This is a genomic window from Streptomyces sp. NPDC023157, from assembly GCF_055560575.1.
Genome location: NZ_JBVHIL010000008.1, coordinates 1 through 13,951 on the forward strand (window position 1 = coordinate 1; position 13,951 = coordinate 13,951).

Sequence of the window (13,951 nt, forward strand, 5' to 3'; positions counted from 1 at the left end):
TCCTCCACACCTACAACCACCACCGCAGCCACACCGCACTCGACGGACACCCGCCCATCAGCCGCGTCAACAACCCTGCAGGTCAATACACCTAGGGCCTGCCGTCAAACTCCCGTCTGCCCCACGACGCCTGGCACGCGCTCTCGCCGCACCGGGCGAAAGCCCAGGTACGGTCCAGTACGAGGGCTTCCACCCGGCACACCGAGAGCACGCACCAGACGCCGCGGGGCCGCCCTTCGGGCAACGACGGGAGTTTGACGACAGGCCCTAGCGGGCCGCCGGCCGGTCAGGCGTCCACCGGCCACGTCCCCCTGCGGACCATTTCGGTCACCTTGTCGGCGCCGTTGGCCCGCACGAGGAGTTCCAGGCGCATCCGCTCGATGTCCTCCGCGCTCCACTTCTCCGTGGCCATGGTCGCCTTCTCGTGCGACCAGCCGTTGTCGTAGTGCCGTACGACGTAGTCCTTCTGGAAGTCCCACATCTTCGTGCCCGGGAGCGGGGTGACGATGAACGGGTTCGCGTACGCCATGCCGTGGCCCATCAGCGTCACCGCGTAGTCGATGGTCTTCTCGATCTGCTCCAGCGACTCGACGTACGGTGCGACGCCGGGCCGTTCGGGCGGATTGACGAAGCCGAGCATGAATCCGCCGGTGACCTGGATCCCGTACTCGGTGAACATCTCGACGATCTCGCCGGTGGCCTGCTGGAAGGCGTTGAGCCGCGGCTTGCCCGACTGCTCCAGGCTGTCCTCGTTGGCGCTCTCCACCGCGAGGTACACGCTGTAGCAGCCGCCGTCGGCCATCGCCTTGATGAGGGCCCGGCAGGTCAGCCCGCCGCGCATCGCGGCCAGCACGTTGCGGAAGTTGGGGTTGCGCCGCTCCGACTCGGCCATGGTGGCGGCGAACTCCTCGCCCAGGTGCAGCAGCACCAGGTTGAACAGGCTCAGGCCGCCCTCCTCGACCCACGGCAGGTCGTGCTTGCGGAGCAGCTCGAAGACCCGCATCGCGTACAGCGGATCGTGCAGCAGGTGGTCGTCCTCGATGAGGACCTCGGTCACGCCGTGCTTGGTGATCTCCCCGAGGTGCAGGTCGAACCAGTCGGTGCCGAGCGCCCGCCACGGCCCGTTGACCATCGGGATGTAGCAGAAGTCGCAGCCGACGTTGCAGCCGATCGTCGAGAAGATCTGCGCCCACGAGCCGTGCGCCCGCACCCGCTTGCCGGAGGAGTGGTACGCCTGCCCGTACTGGCCCATGTCCAGCAGCCCGAAGTCGGGCAGCGGCATCATCCCGAGCCGCTGGTCGAGCCCCTGACGCTTCGGCAGGATCCGCATGTACGGGGAGGAGGCCGTCGTCCGGACCACGGCGCCGTCCGCGCGGCGGTACGCGAGGCCCGGTACGGCGTCGATGTCACCGCCCTCCTCGGTCAGCGCCTGCAACAGGGCGGTGAAGGTCTGGTCGGCCTCGTTGATGACCACGTGGTCGAAGGGGGAGTCGGGCACCGAGTAGCGCCAGTCGCCGCTGGGGTGCGCCCCGCCGGTGACCGTCACGATCGACGGGTCGATGTCCTTGACCAGGTCGGCGAGGGCCCGGGCGTTGCCCCACTGGACGGTGTAGATGCACTGGACGCCGACCACGTCAGGATCGAACTCCTCGATGATCGCCCGGAGTTGGGCGTCGTCGAGGCCGTAGCGGACCAGGTTGCTGCCGCCCCCGAGGTCGACCAGGTGCCGCTCCTGCTCCCAGCCGGCGAAGGGCGAGTCGACGATCTTCACCTCGAAGCCGGAGAGCCGGGCGTTGGTGGCGATGCGCAGCAGACCGATCGGTGTGCCGGCCCGCTTCATGACCTCGAAGGTGTCCAGGCCGAGCGCCCGGAAGCTGCTCCGTTCCGGGGAGGGCTCCACGACCCGCGTGTACGAGGGCACGAGCAGCAGGACCCGCGGCGACTCGCCGCGGGCGCGCCGCCGGGCGCCGGAGACCGAGGTGCGCAGAGAGGGGCGGCCCAGGTGCCGCAGCGGCCGGCGCTGCGGGGCGCTGGAGAAGGTGACGGAAGGGTTCTCGATGAGCACGGGCGAAGGGGAAACGTTTCGCGACACGAGCGCTCCATCTGTCCGATGCGAATGGACAATGAGCTCAGATCGTGACCCCCCGCGGACCACCGGGGCGGTGTTTCCCCGGTCAATGGCGTGAATTCACGCGCCCGAAGCCCCACGCGTCCGAATCCGACGGAAAGTCCGGTACGGCCCGTGACTCCGCGGCCACCCCAGGTGAAACGGGACTCCGCCCCCGAGTCCCCCGCGCCGGGCGCGAAATGGTCGCCGCGGGGGGTTGGGGCTAATGTCGAGATATAGGCCAGAGGTGCGCCCGCGCCCCCGCGGTCTCGGAGGCGGACTCGCGCGGCGTGCGAAAGGAGCCTCCCATGACCCGTACATTGCGCGCCGCGATCGCCCTGGCGGGGACCGCGGCCCTCTCCCTGGGAGTGGTGTCGACCAGCGGGGCCCTGGGCTCCGCGCCGACGAAGGCCGACGAGGTGAAGATCGGCCTGCTGCTGCCGGAGAGCAAGACCACCCGGTACGAGAAGTTCGACCGGCCGTACATCGAGGCGAAGATCCAGCAGCTGGCGCCGGGTGCCCATGTCGACTACTACAACGCCGCGGAGAGCGCCACGACCCAGCAGCAGCAGGTCAACACCGCGCTCGCCAAGGGCGACAAGGTGCTGATCCTCGACGCGGTGGACGCCAAGTCGATCCAGTCCTCCGTGCAGAAGGCCCATGACGCCGGCGTGAAGGTCGTGGCGTACGACCGCCTCGCGCAGGGTCCGGTCGACTCCTACGTCTCGTACGACAACCACGAGGTCGGCAGGATGCAGGGCATGGCGCTGCTCGACGCGCTCGGCGCCAAGGCCCAGAGCGGCGAGATCGTGATGCACAACGGGTCGCCGACCGACCCCAACGCGGGCGAGTTCAAGGCCGGTGCGCACTCCGTGCTCGACGGCAAGGTGAAGATCGGCAAGGAGTACGACACCCCCAACTGGGACCCGAACAACGCCAACCAGCAGATGTCCGGCGCCATCAGCGCACTCGGCAAGGACAAGATCGTCGGTGTCTACTCGGCCAACGACGGTCTGGCCGCCGGTATCTCCACCGCCCTCAAGGCGGCGGGCCTGAACGTTCCGTTGACCGGCCAGGACGCCCAACTCGACGCGATCCAGCGGATCCTGCTGGGCACGCAGACCATCACCATCCAGAAGCCGTACAAGCCCGAGGCGGACATCGCGGCGACGATGGCCGTCGACTTCGCCCAGGGCAAGTCGCTGCCGGCCGACCTGACCCCCGTCACCAAGACCAGCGGCAGCGGCCAGAAGGTGCCGTCCAACCTGCTCAAGCCGGTCGTCGTCAACAAGGACAACATCAAGGACACGGTCGTCAAGGACGGCATGTACACGGTCCAGGAGATCTGCACACCGACCTATGCGGCAGCGTGCAAGCAGGCCGGCCTGACGTAGTCGGAGGCGGTGGAATTGCCGGAAGCACCTGTGCTCACCCTGCGGGGGGTCTCCAAGCGGTTCGGCGCGGTCCAGGCCCTGTCCGGGTTCGACCTGGAGGTCCATCCCGGTGAGGTCGTCGCCCTGGTCGGCGACAACGGCGCCGGGAAGTCGACCGCCGTCAAGACGATCGCCGGGGTCAACCCGCCCGACGAGGGGGTCATCGAATGGCAGGGGCGGCCGGTCTCGATCGGCCGCCCGCACGACGCCCAGAACCTCGGCATCGCGACCGTGTACCAGGACCTCGCCCTGTGCGACAACCTCGACGTGGTCGGCAACCTCTTCCTCGGCAGGGAGCTGCGCCACTTCGGCGTGCTCGACGAGGTCCGCATGGAGCAGCGCTCCCGCGAACTGCTGGAGACCCTGTCCATCCGCATCCCCAGCGTCCGCATCCCCGTGGCCTCCCTCTCCGGCGGCCAGCGCCAGACCGTGGCGATCGCGCGGTCCCTGATCGGCGACCCCAAGGTCGTCATCCTGGACGAACCGACCGCCGCGCTCGGCGTGGAGCAGACCGCCGAGGTCCTCGACCTCGTCGAACGGCTCCGTGTCCAGGGCCTGGGCACCATCCTCATCAGCCACAACATGGTCGACGTGATGGCCGTCGCCGACCGGATCGCGGTGCTCCGGCTCGGCCGGAACAACGGGTTCTTCGACAAGCGCTCCACCACGACCGAGGAGATCATCTCCGCGATCACCGGAGCCAGCGACAGCGCCGTCACCCGCCGCCAGGCCCGTATCCGCGAGGAGCGGGAGGCGCGCGGGGAGCGTCGGGAGGAGGAGCGATGAGGCGCGCCGGAGGTCCCGACGACCGGGACCGCGAGTTCGGCGGTCCGGCGGGCGGCGGCGAACGCGCCGCCGCCGACGCGGCCGCGCAGCGGGCCGCCCCCGAGGCGATGCCCGCCGTCGACAGCCGGCTGATCGTCCGTGAGGAGGGACTGCGCGGTTACGCCGCCGAGTTCCGCCGCAAGCTGCGCAGCGGCGAACTGGGCTCGCTGCCCGTCGTGGTCGCCGTCATCATCATCTGGACGGTGTTCGGCAGCCTCGACAGCGCGTTCCTCTCCGCGCAGAACCTCTCCGACCTCAGCCAGCAGATCGTCGGCACCGGCATGATCGCCGTCGGCATCGTCTTCGTCCTGCTGCTCGGCGAGATCGACCTGTCCGTCGGCTCGGTCAGCGGCCTGTGCGCCGCCATCTTCGCCGTGCTCAACGTCATCAACGGCATGAACCAGTGGCTCGCGCTGCTGGTCGCGCTCGTCGGGGGAGCGGTCGTCGGTCTCATCCACGGATTCTTCTTCGCCAAAGTGGGCGTGCCCGCCTTCGTCGTCACCCTGGCGGGCAACCTCGCCTGGAACGGCCTCATGCTGCAGGTGCTGGGCAGCAGCGGCACCGTCAACATCCCCAGCGAGAGCATCGTCTCCAAGCTGTACTCGACGATCTTCCACAGCCCCGCGACCGCCTATGTCGTCGCGGGCGTCGGCGTCGGCCTGTTCCTGCTCGCCTCGCTGCTCGACGCCAAGCGCCGCCAGGCGGCCCGGGTGCCGTTCCGGCCGGTCGCCGAGATCGTGCTGCGCACCGTCGTGATCGGCGCGATCGCCTTCGCCACCGCGTACATCCTCAACCAGTACCAGGGCCTCCCTCTGGCGCTGCTCATCTTCCTGATCCTGCTGGTCGTCCTGGACTTCGTGCTGCGGCGCACCCGGTACGGGCGTCAGATCTTCGCGGTCGGCGGCAACATCGAGGGTGCCCGGAGGGCCGGCATCAGCGTGCCGTTCATCCGGATGAGCGTCTTCACCATCTCCGGTCTGATGGCGGCCGTCGGCGGTCTCTTCCTGGCGGGCCAGATCCAGTCCGCGAGCCAGACCTCCGGCGGCGGCAACCTGCTGATGAACGTCATCGCGGCCGCCGTCATCGGCGGCACCAGCCTGTTCGGCGGCCGGGGTTCGGTCTGGTCGGCGCTGCTGGGCGCGCTGGTCATCGGCTCGATCCAGTCGGGCATGAACATCATGGGTGTCAGCAACGCCGTCCAGTTCATGATCACCGGCGCGGTGCTGCTCGCCGCCGTGGTCGTCGACTCGGTGTCCCGGCGCAGCCAGAAGGCCGCGGGACGCGCCTGACGACGAAGGGGGACCCCGCGCGGGATTTCAAGATCATCTCGTGCAGAATGAGCCGTATGACCCTGACGAACATACCCAAGACGGCCACGGTCGACGACGCTGCACTCATCAGCGCCCTTCTGACCAGCGCCTTCGACGACGATCCGATGATGCGCTGGTTCTTCCCCGAGGACGCCTCCCGCGCGGCCTCGCTGAGCCGCTACTTCACCACGATCTTCACCCGCCAGTACGTCCACCACGGCGTGTGCGAGCGCACCGACGCGGCCGTCTCGTTCTGGGTGCCCGCCGAGGCGCAGGAGAAGGCCGTGCCCGACGCGGACACCATCGAGGAGCTCAAGAGCATCCTCGGCGACCGTGTCGCGCAGTTCGGCGCGGCCGTCGAGACCGCCGCCGCGCACACGCCCCAGGAGCCCCACTGGTCCCTGTCGCTCATCGGCGCCGACCCGGCCGCCCAGGGTCAGGGTCACGGCTCCGCGCTGCTGCGCTCGGGTCTGGCCCAGGCCGACGCGGCCGGCATGCCGGTGTACCTGGAGTCCTCCAAGGCGGCCAACCTCCCCGTCTACGAGCACTTCGGCTTCACCGTGCGCGAGGAGGTGCCGCTGCCCGGCGACGGCCCGATGCTCTGGGGCATGTGGCGCGAGCCGCGCCGCCCGGCCGACGCGTAACGGGAACAACGGGAACAACGGGAAGGGGTAACGCCCCGGAGGCCGCTGGGCCTCCGGGGCGTCGCCGCCGTCCGCGGCGGTGCTTACGGAACGAGGCGCAGCAGGCGGTTCGGGGAACCGCTGCCCGGGCTGGTCACCTTGTTCGGGGTGGCGCCGTTGACCAGGGCCGCGGCGACCTGTGCCGGAGTGGCGGAGGTGTGGCCGGCGAGGTAGACGGCCGCGGCGCCCGCCACGTGCGGGGTGGCCATCGAGGTGCCGGAGATGGTGTTGGTCGCCGTGTCGCTGGTGTTCCAGCCCGCGGTGATCGAGACGCCGGGGGCGAAGAGGTCGAGCACCGACCCGTAGTTCGACCAGCTCGCCTTGGCGTCCGCGCTGTCGGTGGCGCCGACGGTGAGGGCGGCGGCGACCCGGGCCGGGGACGAGGAGGACGCGTTCGTACCTGAGTTGCCGGCGGCGACCGCGTACGTGACGCCGTCCGCGATGGAGTTCTTCACCGCGTTGTCGAGCGCCGTGGAGGCGCCCCCGCCGAGCGAGAGGTTGGCGACGGCCGGCGCGCCCGCGGCGTGGTTCGCCGTCACCCAGTCGATGCCCGCGATGACCCCGGCGGTGGTGCCGGAGCCGTTGTTGTCGAGCACCCGGACGGCCACGATCTTCGCGGCCTTCGCCACGCCGTACGTCTTCCCGGCGATGGTGGTGGCGACGTGCGTGCCGTGCCCGTTGCCGTCCTGCGCGACGGAGTCGCCCTCGACCGCGTCGTACCCGTTCACGGCGCGCCCGGCGATCTCGGTGTGGCTGATCCGGACACCGGTGTCGATGACGTACGCGGTGACGCCCGCACCCGCGCTGTCCGGGTAGGTGTACGTGCCGGAGAGCGGCAGGGCGGCCTGGTCGATGCGGTCCAGGCCCCAGGGGGCGTTGGACTGCGTCGCGTCGGCGCGCACGACCTGGTCCTGCTCGACGGACGCGACGGCCGGGTCGGCGGCGAGGCGGCGGGCCGCGCCGGCGTCGAGCCGGGCGGTGTAGCCGTTGAGCGCCGAGCCGAAGGTCTTGCCGACCGTGCCGCCGTAACCGGCTATGAGGCCACGCCCCTTGGTGGAGGCGGCCTTGAAGCCGGCGCCCTGCTTGAGGGTGACGATGTAGCTGCCGGGCACCGCGTCGGCCGAGCCGGCGGCGAGCACGACGCCCTCGGCGGGGGCGGCCTGGGCGGGCAGGGCGGCGAAGGTGCCCAGGAGGGCCGCCGCGGTGGCGGCGGAGAGCGTCACGGCCAGGCGGGTCTTGGAGTTCTGATGAAGTGCCATTACGAGGGAGTCCTCCTCTTGGCGGCGCACCCGGGGCGGGCGGCGCGACGGTGGGGGTGGCGTGCGCTCGCACGCACCGCCGGGGACGGGGGTGTTCCGTTCCCGGCGTGAGCAGCAGCCTGGTCGCGCCACGGGCGGTAGCTCAAGGGAGTTGGGGTCTTGTCATGCATCCGCCATGCCGCCGCAATCGAAGCGGTGATGAACGCGGAGGAACCGGACGGTGAAAGGGTGAAGCCCGGCCATGGCCGTAAACGGCCGACGGGGCGGAACCGCCGGGCCCGCCCTCGGGGGCGCGCCCGCGCGTGCCGCGCCGTGAGTCGGGGCAAACGGGACATACTCCCATCTCCTGGGGTATGCCTTTCACATGGATCCCCACCGGCAGGCCTCCGCCGCCCCCCGCCTCACCCGGCGCGGCGGCCGACTGCTGCTCGCCGTGCCCTTCGCGATCATCGCGGTGGTCACCGTCGTGGACGTCCTGTCACCGCCCGACGTGCACCTGGGGCCGTTCCTGATCGCCGCCCCCGCCGTGACGGCCTCGTTCGCGGGCGCGCGCATGACCGCCTTCGTCGGCGCGGTCGCGGTGGTCGCCCAGTCGGTGGTGGCGGTCTCGCGGACCAGCATCACCGACCTCAACCACACCTACCAGATCATCGCGCTGGTCCTGATCTCGGTCATCGCGACCTTCTTCGCCCACCTGCGCGAGCGGGACGAGGAAAGGGTGCGGCGGCTGCGCTCCATCGCCCACGCCGCGCAGAGCGTCGTCCTGCGCCCCCTGCCGCACCGCGCCGGGCCGCTGCACATCGCCTCCGTCTACCTCGCGGCGGAGGAGGAGGCGCAGATGGGCGGCGACCTGTACGCGGCGGCCCGCACCGCGGACGGGACACGGCTGCTGATCGGGGACGCCCGCGGCAAGGGCCTCGACGCGATCGGCGAGGCCTCCCTCGTCCTGGGCGCCTTCCGGGTCACCGCCCGCCGCGAACAGGAGCTGCCGGACCTCATCGGGCACCTGGAGGCGGGCGTCGGCTCGGGCGAGGTGAAGGAGGAGGAACCGGGCACGGGAGCCGGAGCCGAGGAGGCGGAGGACACCTCGGACGAGGCCTTCGTCACCGCGCTGGTCCTCGACATCCCCGACCGCGAGCCCGTCGTACGGCTCGTCAACTGCGGGCACCCGCCGCCGCTGCTCCTGCGCCAGGGCCGGGTGATCCCCCTCGACACCGCCGACGCGAGCCCCCCGCTGGGCCTGTCCGACGTCCTCGCGCCCGCCGTCACCGTGGAGACCTTCCCCTTCGACGTCGGCGACGTGCTGCTCCTCTACACCGACGGGGTCGTCGAGGCCCGGGACACCTCCCGCGCCTTCTACCCGCTGACGGAGCGGCTCACGGCCTGGGTCGGGGACGACCCGCCGACCCTCCTCGGGCGCCTGCGCGCCGACCTCCAGGCGTACGCGGGCGGCCACCTCGGCGACGACGCGGCGCTCGTCGCCGTCGAGCGCCTCGCCCCGGAGCCGCGGCCGAAGCCGTAGTCGAAGTCTCAGCCGTAGCCGTAGCCGTAGCCGTAGCCGTAGCCGTGCCCGTGGCCGAAGGGGCCGCGTACGGCTCAGACCTCCGGGAGCGACGGGTGGGGCGTCCACGGCTGCGGCGCGCTGATCGCCCAGCGCTCGTGGTCCCGCCAGTCCCCGTCGATGTAGAGGTAGGCGGGCGACATCCCCTCGTACCGGAAGCCGAGCCGCCGGACCAGCGCCAGCGACGGCTTGTTCCCCGGCTGGATGTTGGCCTCCAGCCGGTGCAGCCGCAGCTCGGTGAAGGCGTGCTCCATGATGAGGGCGATCCCCTCGGACATGTACCCGTGCCCCGCGGACGGCGCGAAGGCCGCGTAGCCGAGGGACGCGCCCTGGTAGCGCCCCCGGATGATCGAGTTGATGTTGACCGTCCCGGCGGCGGCACCCGTCTCCCGGACCCGGATCAGGAAGCCCCGGTTGGAGTCGTCGTCGAAGCGGCGCATCCAGACCCGGAACGCGTCCGCGGTCGCGGGCAGCTGCATCCACGGCCCGTACAGCTCGGCGCTGGCACGCACGAGCGCGCAGAACTCGTCCTGGTCGGACAGGGTGAGCGGGTGGAGTTCGACCCGTGGCGGAGAGTTGACCATGGGGCCAACGGTAGGGGACCGCTCCCCGAGGCGTACCGCCACCGGGTCCGCCGCGGCCGTCACGTCCGGGGAGCGCAACCGAGGGAGGCGCGCCCGCGTCCCTGCCGGGTATGAGCGACGAACCGGCACCGGCCGAGCGAACGCCCGCGGACGGGGAGGCCCATGACGTGGCGTCCGCCGACGGCACCACCGCCGAGAGCGCGGGCGGCTGCCTGCTGACCGCCGCGGGAGCCCTCGCGGGGCTCGTCTACTGGGCGCCGCGGGCCTCCTTCAGCATCGACGGCGGTTTCGAGGGGCACGCACGCGACCTGAGCGTGGTCTTCGTGGACCTCCCGCTCATCCTCCTCGGCGCCACCGTGCTGCCTCTCGTCGCCTGGCTGCTGACGCTCCGCCGCGGGCACCGGCCGCGCGGCCCCTGGACGGCCGCCCTCGCCGCCCTGCTCGTCCTCGCCCTCTTCCTGTACGGCGTGGACGCCTGCTGGCACCCCCGGCAGCTGCCCGACCCCGGCTACCGGGGAAGGCTCTGAGCATCCGGCGGGGGAGGGACGGCGGCGGGGCCCGGCGCGTACCGTTCGGACCCACCTGCCCACGCGAGCGCGCCGGAGAAACGATGCGGCCCACCGGCGTGGTTACGGTGGGCCGATGCGACGCGTTCCCCGGTGGGCCCTGTTCTCCTCGGGGTGCGCCCCGATCCTCCTGATCGGCGGCTGGACGATCGCGGGCCTGCTCCAAGGGCCCGGCTACGACCCCGTCAGCCAGACCATCAGCGTCCTCGCCGCGTACGGGGCGCCGGGTTCGTGGGTGATGACCGGTGCGCTGTTCGGCCTCGGCGTCTGCCACCTGTTCACCGCCTGGGGGCTGCGGGCCGCCGCGCTCGCCGGACGCGTCGCCCTGGCCGCCGGCGGCGTGACCGCGCTGGTCGTCGCCCTGCTCCCCGCGCCCCTCAGCGGAGGCTCCCTGCGGCACGGCTCGGTCGCCGCCGTCGGCTTCGCGCTCCTGGCGGTGTGGCCCGTGCTCGCCGTCGAACGCGCGGGACCGGCGCCGTGGGGCCTGCGGCCCGTGCCCGCCGTCGGGGTGACGGCGCTGATGGGGCTCGGCGCGGGCTGGTTCCTCGTCGACATGCAGCGGCACGGCGCCGTGGGCGTCGCCGAACGCCTGGTGACCTGCGTGCAGTCCGTCTGGCCCCTGGTGGTCGTGGTCTCCTGCCTGCTGTACGCGAAAGGCGGACACCGGCCCCCGAAGGGCCCGGCGTCCGCCTCCTGATCAGGTCAGGTCAGGTCGGGTCAGTCAGTTCAGTTCAGTTCAGTTCAGGTCAGGGCGCGTCACACCGCGTCCCGCACCGTCCCCGTGACCACCGGGCCCAGGACCGGGTCCCAGTTGGCGTCGTACGTGGTCAGCTGACCACGCAGCGACTCGGCCGGCTCGGCGATCCCGTCCTTGACGGTCGGGATCCGCAGTTCCGTGCTCGTCTGCCCGGCCGCGATGTTCATCCCCAGGTACAGGCCGCTGCCCTCCATCGCCTGCGACAGCGCCACGGGCGGGTCCGGCACGTGCCCGAGCTGCTCCTCCAGCCAGGCCCGGTCGACGTCCGCCGTGGACAGCTCGGCGCCGCCGGTCACGGGCTCCAGCACGAGCGCGCCCATGATGTCGACGTCGGCGGGCTCCGAGAGCTTCATCCGCCAGGTCAGGGCCGCGCCCTCGGTCACGTCGTCCGCGACGGGCGTCAGGGTCACCTTCGGCATGGGGTCGTCGTTCCGCGCGGTCACCCCGCCGCGGTGGGCGCCGACCACGACGCCGCGCACCGCCTTCACGAACGCGTCCTGCGACAGGTCGTAGCCGAAGCGGGTGTTGCCCCGCACCGTGACCGGGACGACGATGTCCTGGCGCCCGGGGCGCACCGTCACCAGACGGGAGGTCACCTGGTCGCTGTCGGGCTTGGGGACGAACAGGCGCACCTGGCCGCTGCCCTGGCCGGAGACCCGGACCGGCACCCGGTACGTGCGGACCCCCGAGTCGCCCTCCTTGACCGACAGGCGCCCGATGTCGACGCGCGCCAGCGCGGCCGGGCGGACCGCCGGAGTACCCGGGCGCCAGCCCCACGCGTCCATCAGCCAGGCACGGCCGTCGCGGCTGCGCGGGGTCAGTTCGAGCGAGACGACGCGCTTCAGGTCGAGACGGGCCCGGGACGCCGCGGACAGCGGTACGCGGATCTCGCGCGCCCACGAGGACGCGGTCCGGGGGCTGCCCGGCATGCCGTCGACGCGGGTGCGGCCCAGCACCGCGCGCTTCCCTGCGGCGTCGGTCACGGCGACGTCCAGCTCGGTGCCGGTGCTGTTCGGCGGCACGATCAGACGCAGCGCCAGGGACTCGGAGCCGGCCAGCGAGACCGGCCGCTTCGAGCGGACGGAGACAGGCGTGCCCGGGCGGACCCAGCGCAGCGCGACGGCGTCACGGCCGGGTTCGGGCGAGGCCTCCCAGTACACGAAGTGCGGCGAGCCGCCCTCCTCGGGCGGCAGGCAGGAGCGGGCGGCGTCCGGGTCGACCTGGGCGCACAGGCGCCCGCCGCCGCCGGACACCGTGACCGAGGGGCCCGGCAGGAAGGCCGGTGTGCGCTGCGCGCCGACGGCGTGGGTGAGGACCTGCGCCGGGTCGGCCGAGGGGGCGCGCCGGCCGGTGCCGTCGAGGAGCGGCCGGACCTTGTCGTCCCCGCCGACGAACAGCCGGGCGGCGGCGGCGATGTAGGTGGCGCCCGCGGTCTGCTGCTGCGGGGCGGTCAGCCGGGTCCGGGTGCCGGGGGTGCAGAGCGGGTCGGTGCCGTCCTCGGACGAGAAGTCGTCGTAGGCGAACGCCTTCGCCTGGCCCGGGGTCCACTCGCTGTTGAAGTAGTTGTGGTTCGCGCCGACCATGTAGACCGCGCTGTGCAGGGCGGCGCCCTGGCTGACGCCCCGGGTGCCGTCGACGTACACCTGGCCCTGGAGGTCGGACACGTCGCCGTCGCAGCCCGGCAGGATCGTCGCGGAGGGCACGTCGGGGGCGGGGTTCTGGCCGAAGATCGTGGGTCCGATGAGGACGTTGCCGCGGATCTTCCAGCGCACGGGGCCGCGGTAGCCGTCCTGGTCGGCCGGGGCCGGGTACAGGCTGTCGAGCGCCGCCCGGTTGACGCCCTCGCCGCCACGGGAGTGGCCGACGAGCAGGACGCGGGAGAGGTCGGCGGGGGCGGTGGCGCGGACGACGGCCGGCGCGGAGGGCCGGTTCGCCGCCCACGTGGCCCAGCGGGCGAGGTGCTGGCGCACGAGGGAGGAGCGGGCCTGCGCGCCGCCGTCCTCTGCCTGCCAGTCCTGCCCGTTGATGCCGTTGGCGGAGACGGACACCGTCACGTAACCCTGTGAGGCCAGCAGCTTCTGGGCCTTGAGGTACCCCTGGTGGCTGGGTATCGGCTGGGTGCCGGCGGCGCAGGGCCACTCGCCGGTCATGTCCTCGGTGCCGGGCTTGTAGCAGGTGGCGTGGCGGCCGTGCAGGAACAGGGCCACCGGGCGCCGGCCCGGAGCGTCGGTCGGGCCGACGACCATGGCGCGCATCTCGACGGGCTTGGCGAAGCCGGGCAACGAGACGGAACGCAGGGCGTATTCGCCGCTGGTCGTCCGGTACGGGCCGGACTTGCCCGGGTCCACCGGGTTCGCGGGCAGCGAGGCCCGCGGCCGCGCGGCCGGGGCCGACGGGCGGTTGTGGGCCGAGCGGGCGGGCGCGGCGGCGTCGAGCCGCCGGCCGCCGGCCGTCACCCGCAGGTCGGAGTCCTTGTCGATCCGGACGTCGCCGAGGGGCAACCGGAAGGTCCGGCCGTCCCCTTGGGCCTCCGGAAGGCCGAGCAGCCGGTCCCCGGCGCGGAACTCGACCCGGGCGTCGCCCATGCGGACGGGCTCGGGCGAGGTCCACACCAGGTGGCTGTCGGCGCCGGTCCCGGAGATCTGCCAGCCCGCGGGGAGGCCGGAGTCCCCGGCCCGGCTCCCCGGCGACGCCGACGGTGATCCCGGTGACGGCTGCGCGAACGCCGGCAAGGGCGACGCAGCCGCCAGGGCGAGCAGCGCCACGGCGGTGGTCACGCCGCGTGTGACACGTATCAAAGCGGTCTTCCTCACGATCGGTCTCGTGAGGGCACCTGCGGTGTCCCGGTCCCCCGGGGATCCCCCGT

11 protein-coding genes are annotated in these 13,951 nt (G+C 72.3%); 7 read left to right on the forward strand and 4 right to left on the reverse strand.

The window, feature by feature from the left end:
• Nucleotides 1–286: 286 nt before the first annotated feature.
• Nucleotides 287–2,065 (reverse strand): B12-binding domain-containing radical SAM protein, encoded by a 1,779-nt coding sequence (locus ACZ3ZE_RS26655; RefSeq protein WP_361625946.1) that lies wholly within the window; start codon nucleotides 2,063–2,065, stop codon nucleotides 287–289.
• A gap of 350 nt (nucleotides 2,066–2,415) precedes the next feature.
• Here ACZ3ZE_RS26655 and ACZ3ZE_RS26660 point away from each other — a divergent pair, with 350 nt between their 5' ends.
• Genes ACZ3ZE_RS26660 through ACZ3ZE_RS26675 form a run of 4 tightly spaced genes read left to right on the forward strand, consistent with a single transcriptional unit; the run spans nucleotide 2,416 to nucleotide 6,319 of the window.
• Nucleotides 2,416–3,501, forward strand: coding sequence for a sugar ABC transporter substrate-binding protein (locus ACZ3ZE_RS26660; RefSeq protein WP_361167647.1), 1,086 nt, complete (start codon nucleotides 2,416–2,418; stop codon nucleotides 3,499–3,501).
• A gap of 15 nt (nucleotides 3,502–3,516) precedes the next feature.
• Nucleotides 3,517–4,326 carry an ATP-binding cassette domain-containing protein gene (locus tag ACZ3ZE_RS26665; RefSeq protein ID WP_361167650.1) on the forward strand — a complete coding sequence of 270 codons (810 nt, stop codon included), beginning with the start codon at nucleotides 3,517–3,519 and terminating at the stop codon, nucleotides 4,324–4,326.
• Entirely contained in the window at nucleotides 4,323–5,654 is a 1,332-nt protein-coding gene (locus ACZ3ZE_RS26670; protein WP_442304951.1) for a sugar ABC transporter permease, read from the forward strand. The genes ACZ3ZE_RS26665 and ACZ3ZE_RS26670 overlap by 4 nt, the downstream gene beginning before the upstream one ends.
• A 56-nt stretch (nucleotides 5,655–5,710) precedes the next feature.
• Nucleotides 5,711–6,319 carry a GNAT family N-acetyltransferase gene (locus ACZ3ZE_RS26675; protein ID WP_361167653.1) on the forward strand — a complete coding sequence of 203 codons (609 nt, stop codon included), beginning with the start codon at nucleotides 5,711–5,713 and terminating at the stop codon, nucleotides 6,317–6,319.
• Nucleotides 6,320–6,402: 83 nt separating this feature from the next.
• Here the strand turns inward: ACZ3ZE_RS26675 and ACZ3ZE_RS26680 are convergent, their stop codons facing one another.
• A complete protein-coding gene (locus ACZ3ZE_RS26680) occupies nucleotides 6,403–7,617 on the reverse strand; it encodes a S8 family peptidase (RefSeq protein ID WP_361167656.1) in 1,215 nt (404 codons plus the stop codon).
• Between the two features lie 364 nt (nucleotides 7,618–7,981).
• On the opposite strand from ACZ3ZE_RS26680, the gene ACZ3ZE_RS26685 reads away from it, so the two are divergent.
• Nucleotides 7,982–9,139, forward strand: a complete 1,158-nt coding sequence (locus ACZ3ZE_RS26685) for a PP2C family protein-serine/threonine phosphatase (RefSeq protein ID WP_361625949.1) — start codon at nucleotides 7,982–7,984, stop codon at nucleotides 9,137–9,139.
• Nucleotides 9,140–9,213: 74 nt separating this feature from the next.
• On the opposite strand, the gene ACZ3ZE_RS26690 is transcribed toward ACZ3ZE_RS26685, so the two are convergent.
• Complete coding sequence (locus ACZ3ZE_RS26690; protein ID WP_361625952.1) at nucleotides 9,214–9,762, reverse strand: GNAT family N-acetyltransferase; 549 nt, start codon at nucleotides 9,760–9,762, stop codon at nucleotides 9,214–9,216.
• A 110-nt stretch (nucleotides 9,763–9,872) separates the two neighbouring features.
• Here ACZ3ZE_RS26690 and ACZ3ZE_RS26695 point away from each other — a divergent pair, with 110 nt between their 5' ends.
• Both ACZ3ZE_RS26695 and ACZ3ZE_RS26700 read left to right on the forward strand, forming a co-directional pair.
• Nucleotides 9,873–10,289 carry a hypothetical protein gene (locus ACZ3ZE_RS26695; RefSeq protein ID WP_361625955.1) on the forward strand — a complete coding sequence of 139 codons (417 nt, stop codon included), beginning with the start codon at nucleotides 9,873–9,875 and terminating at the stop codon, nucleotides 10,287–10,289.
• A 115-nt stretch (nucleotides 10,290–10,404) separates the two neighbouring features.
• A complete protein-coding gene (locus ACZ3ZE_RS26700; RefSeq protein WP_361625958.1) occupies nucleotides 10,405–11,025 on the forward strand; it encodes a DUF998 domain-containing protein in 621 nt (206 codons plus the stop codon).
• Nucleotides 11,026–11,084: 59 nt separating this feature from the next.
• On the opposite strand, the gene ACZ3ZE_RS26705 is transcribed toward ACZ3ZE_RS26700, so the two are convergent.
• Nucleotides 11,085–13,883, reverse strand: a complete 2,799-nt coding sequence (locus tag ACZ3ZE_RS26705; protein ID WP_467260980.1) for an alpha/beta hydrolase — start codon at nucleotides 13,881–13,883, stop codon at nucleotides 11,085–11,087.
• Nucleotides 13,884–13,951: the final 68 nt, after the last annotated feature.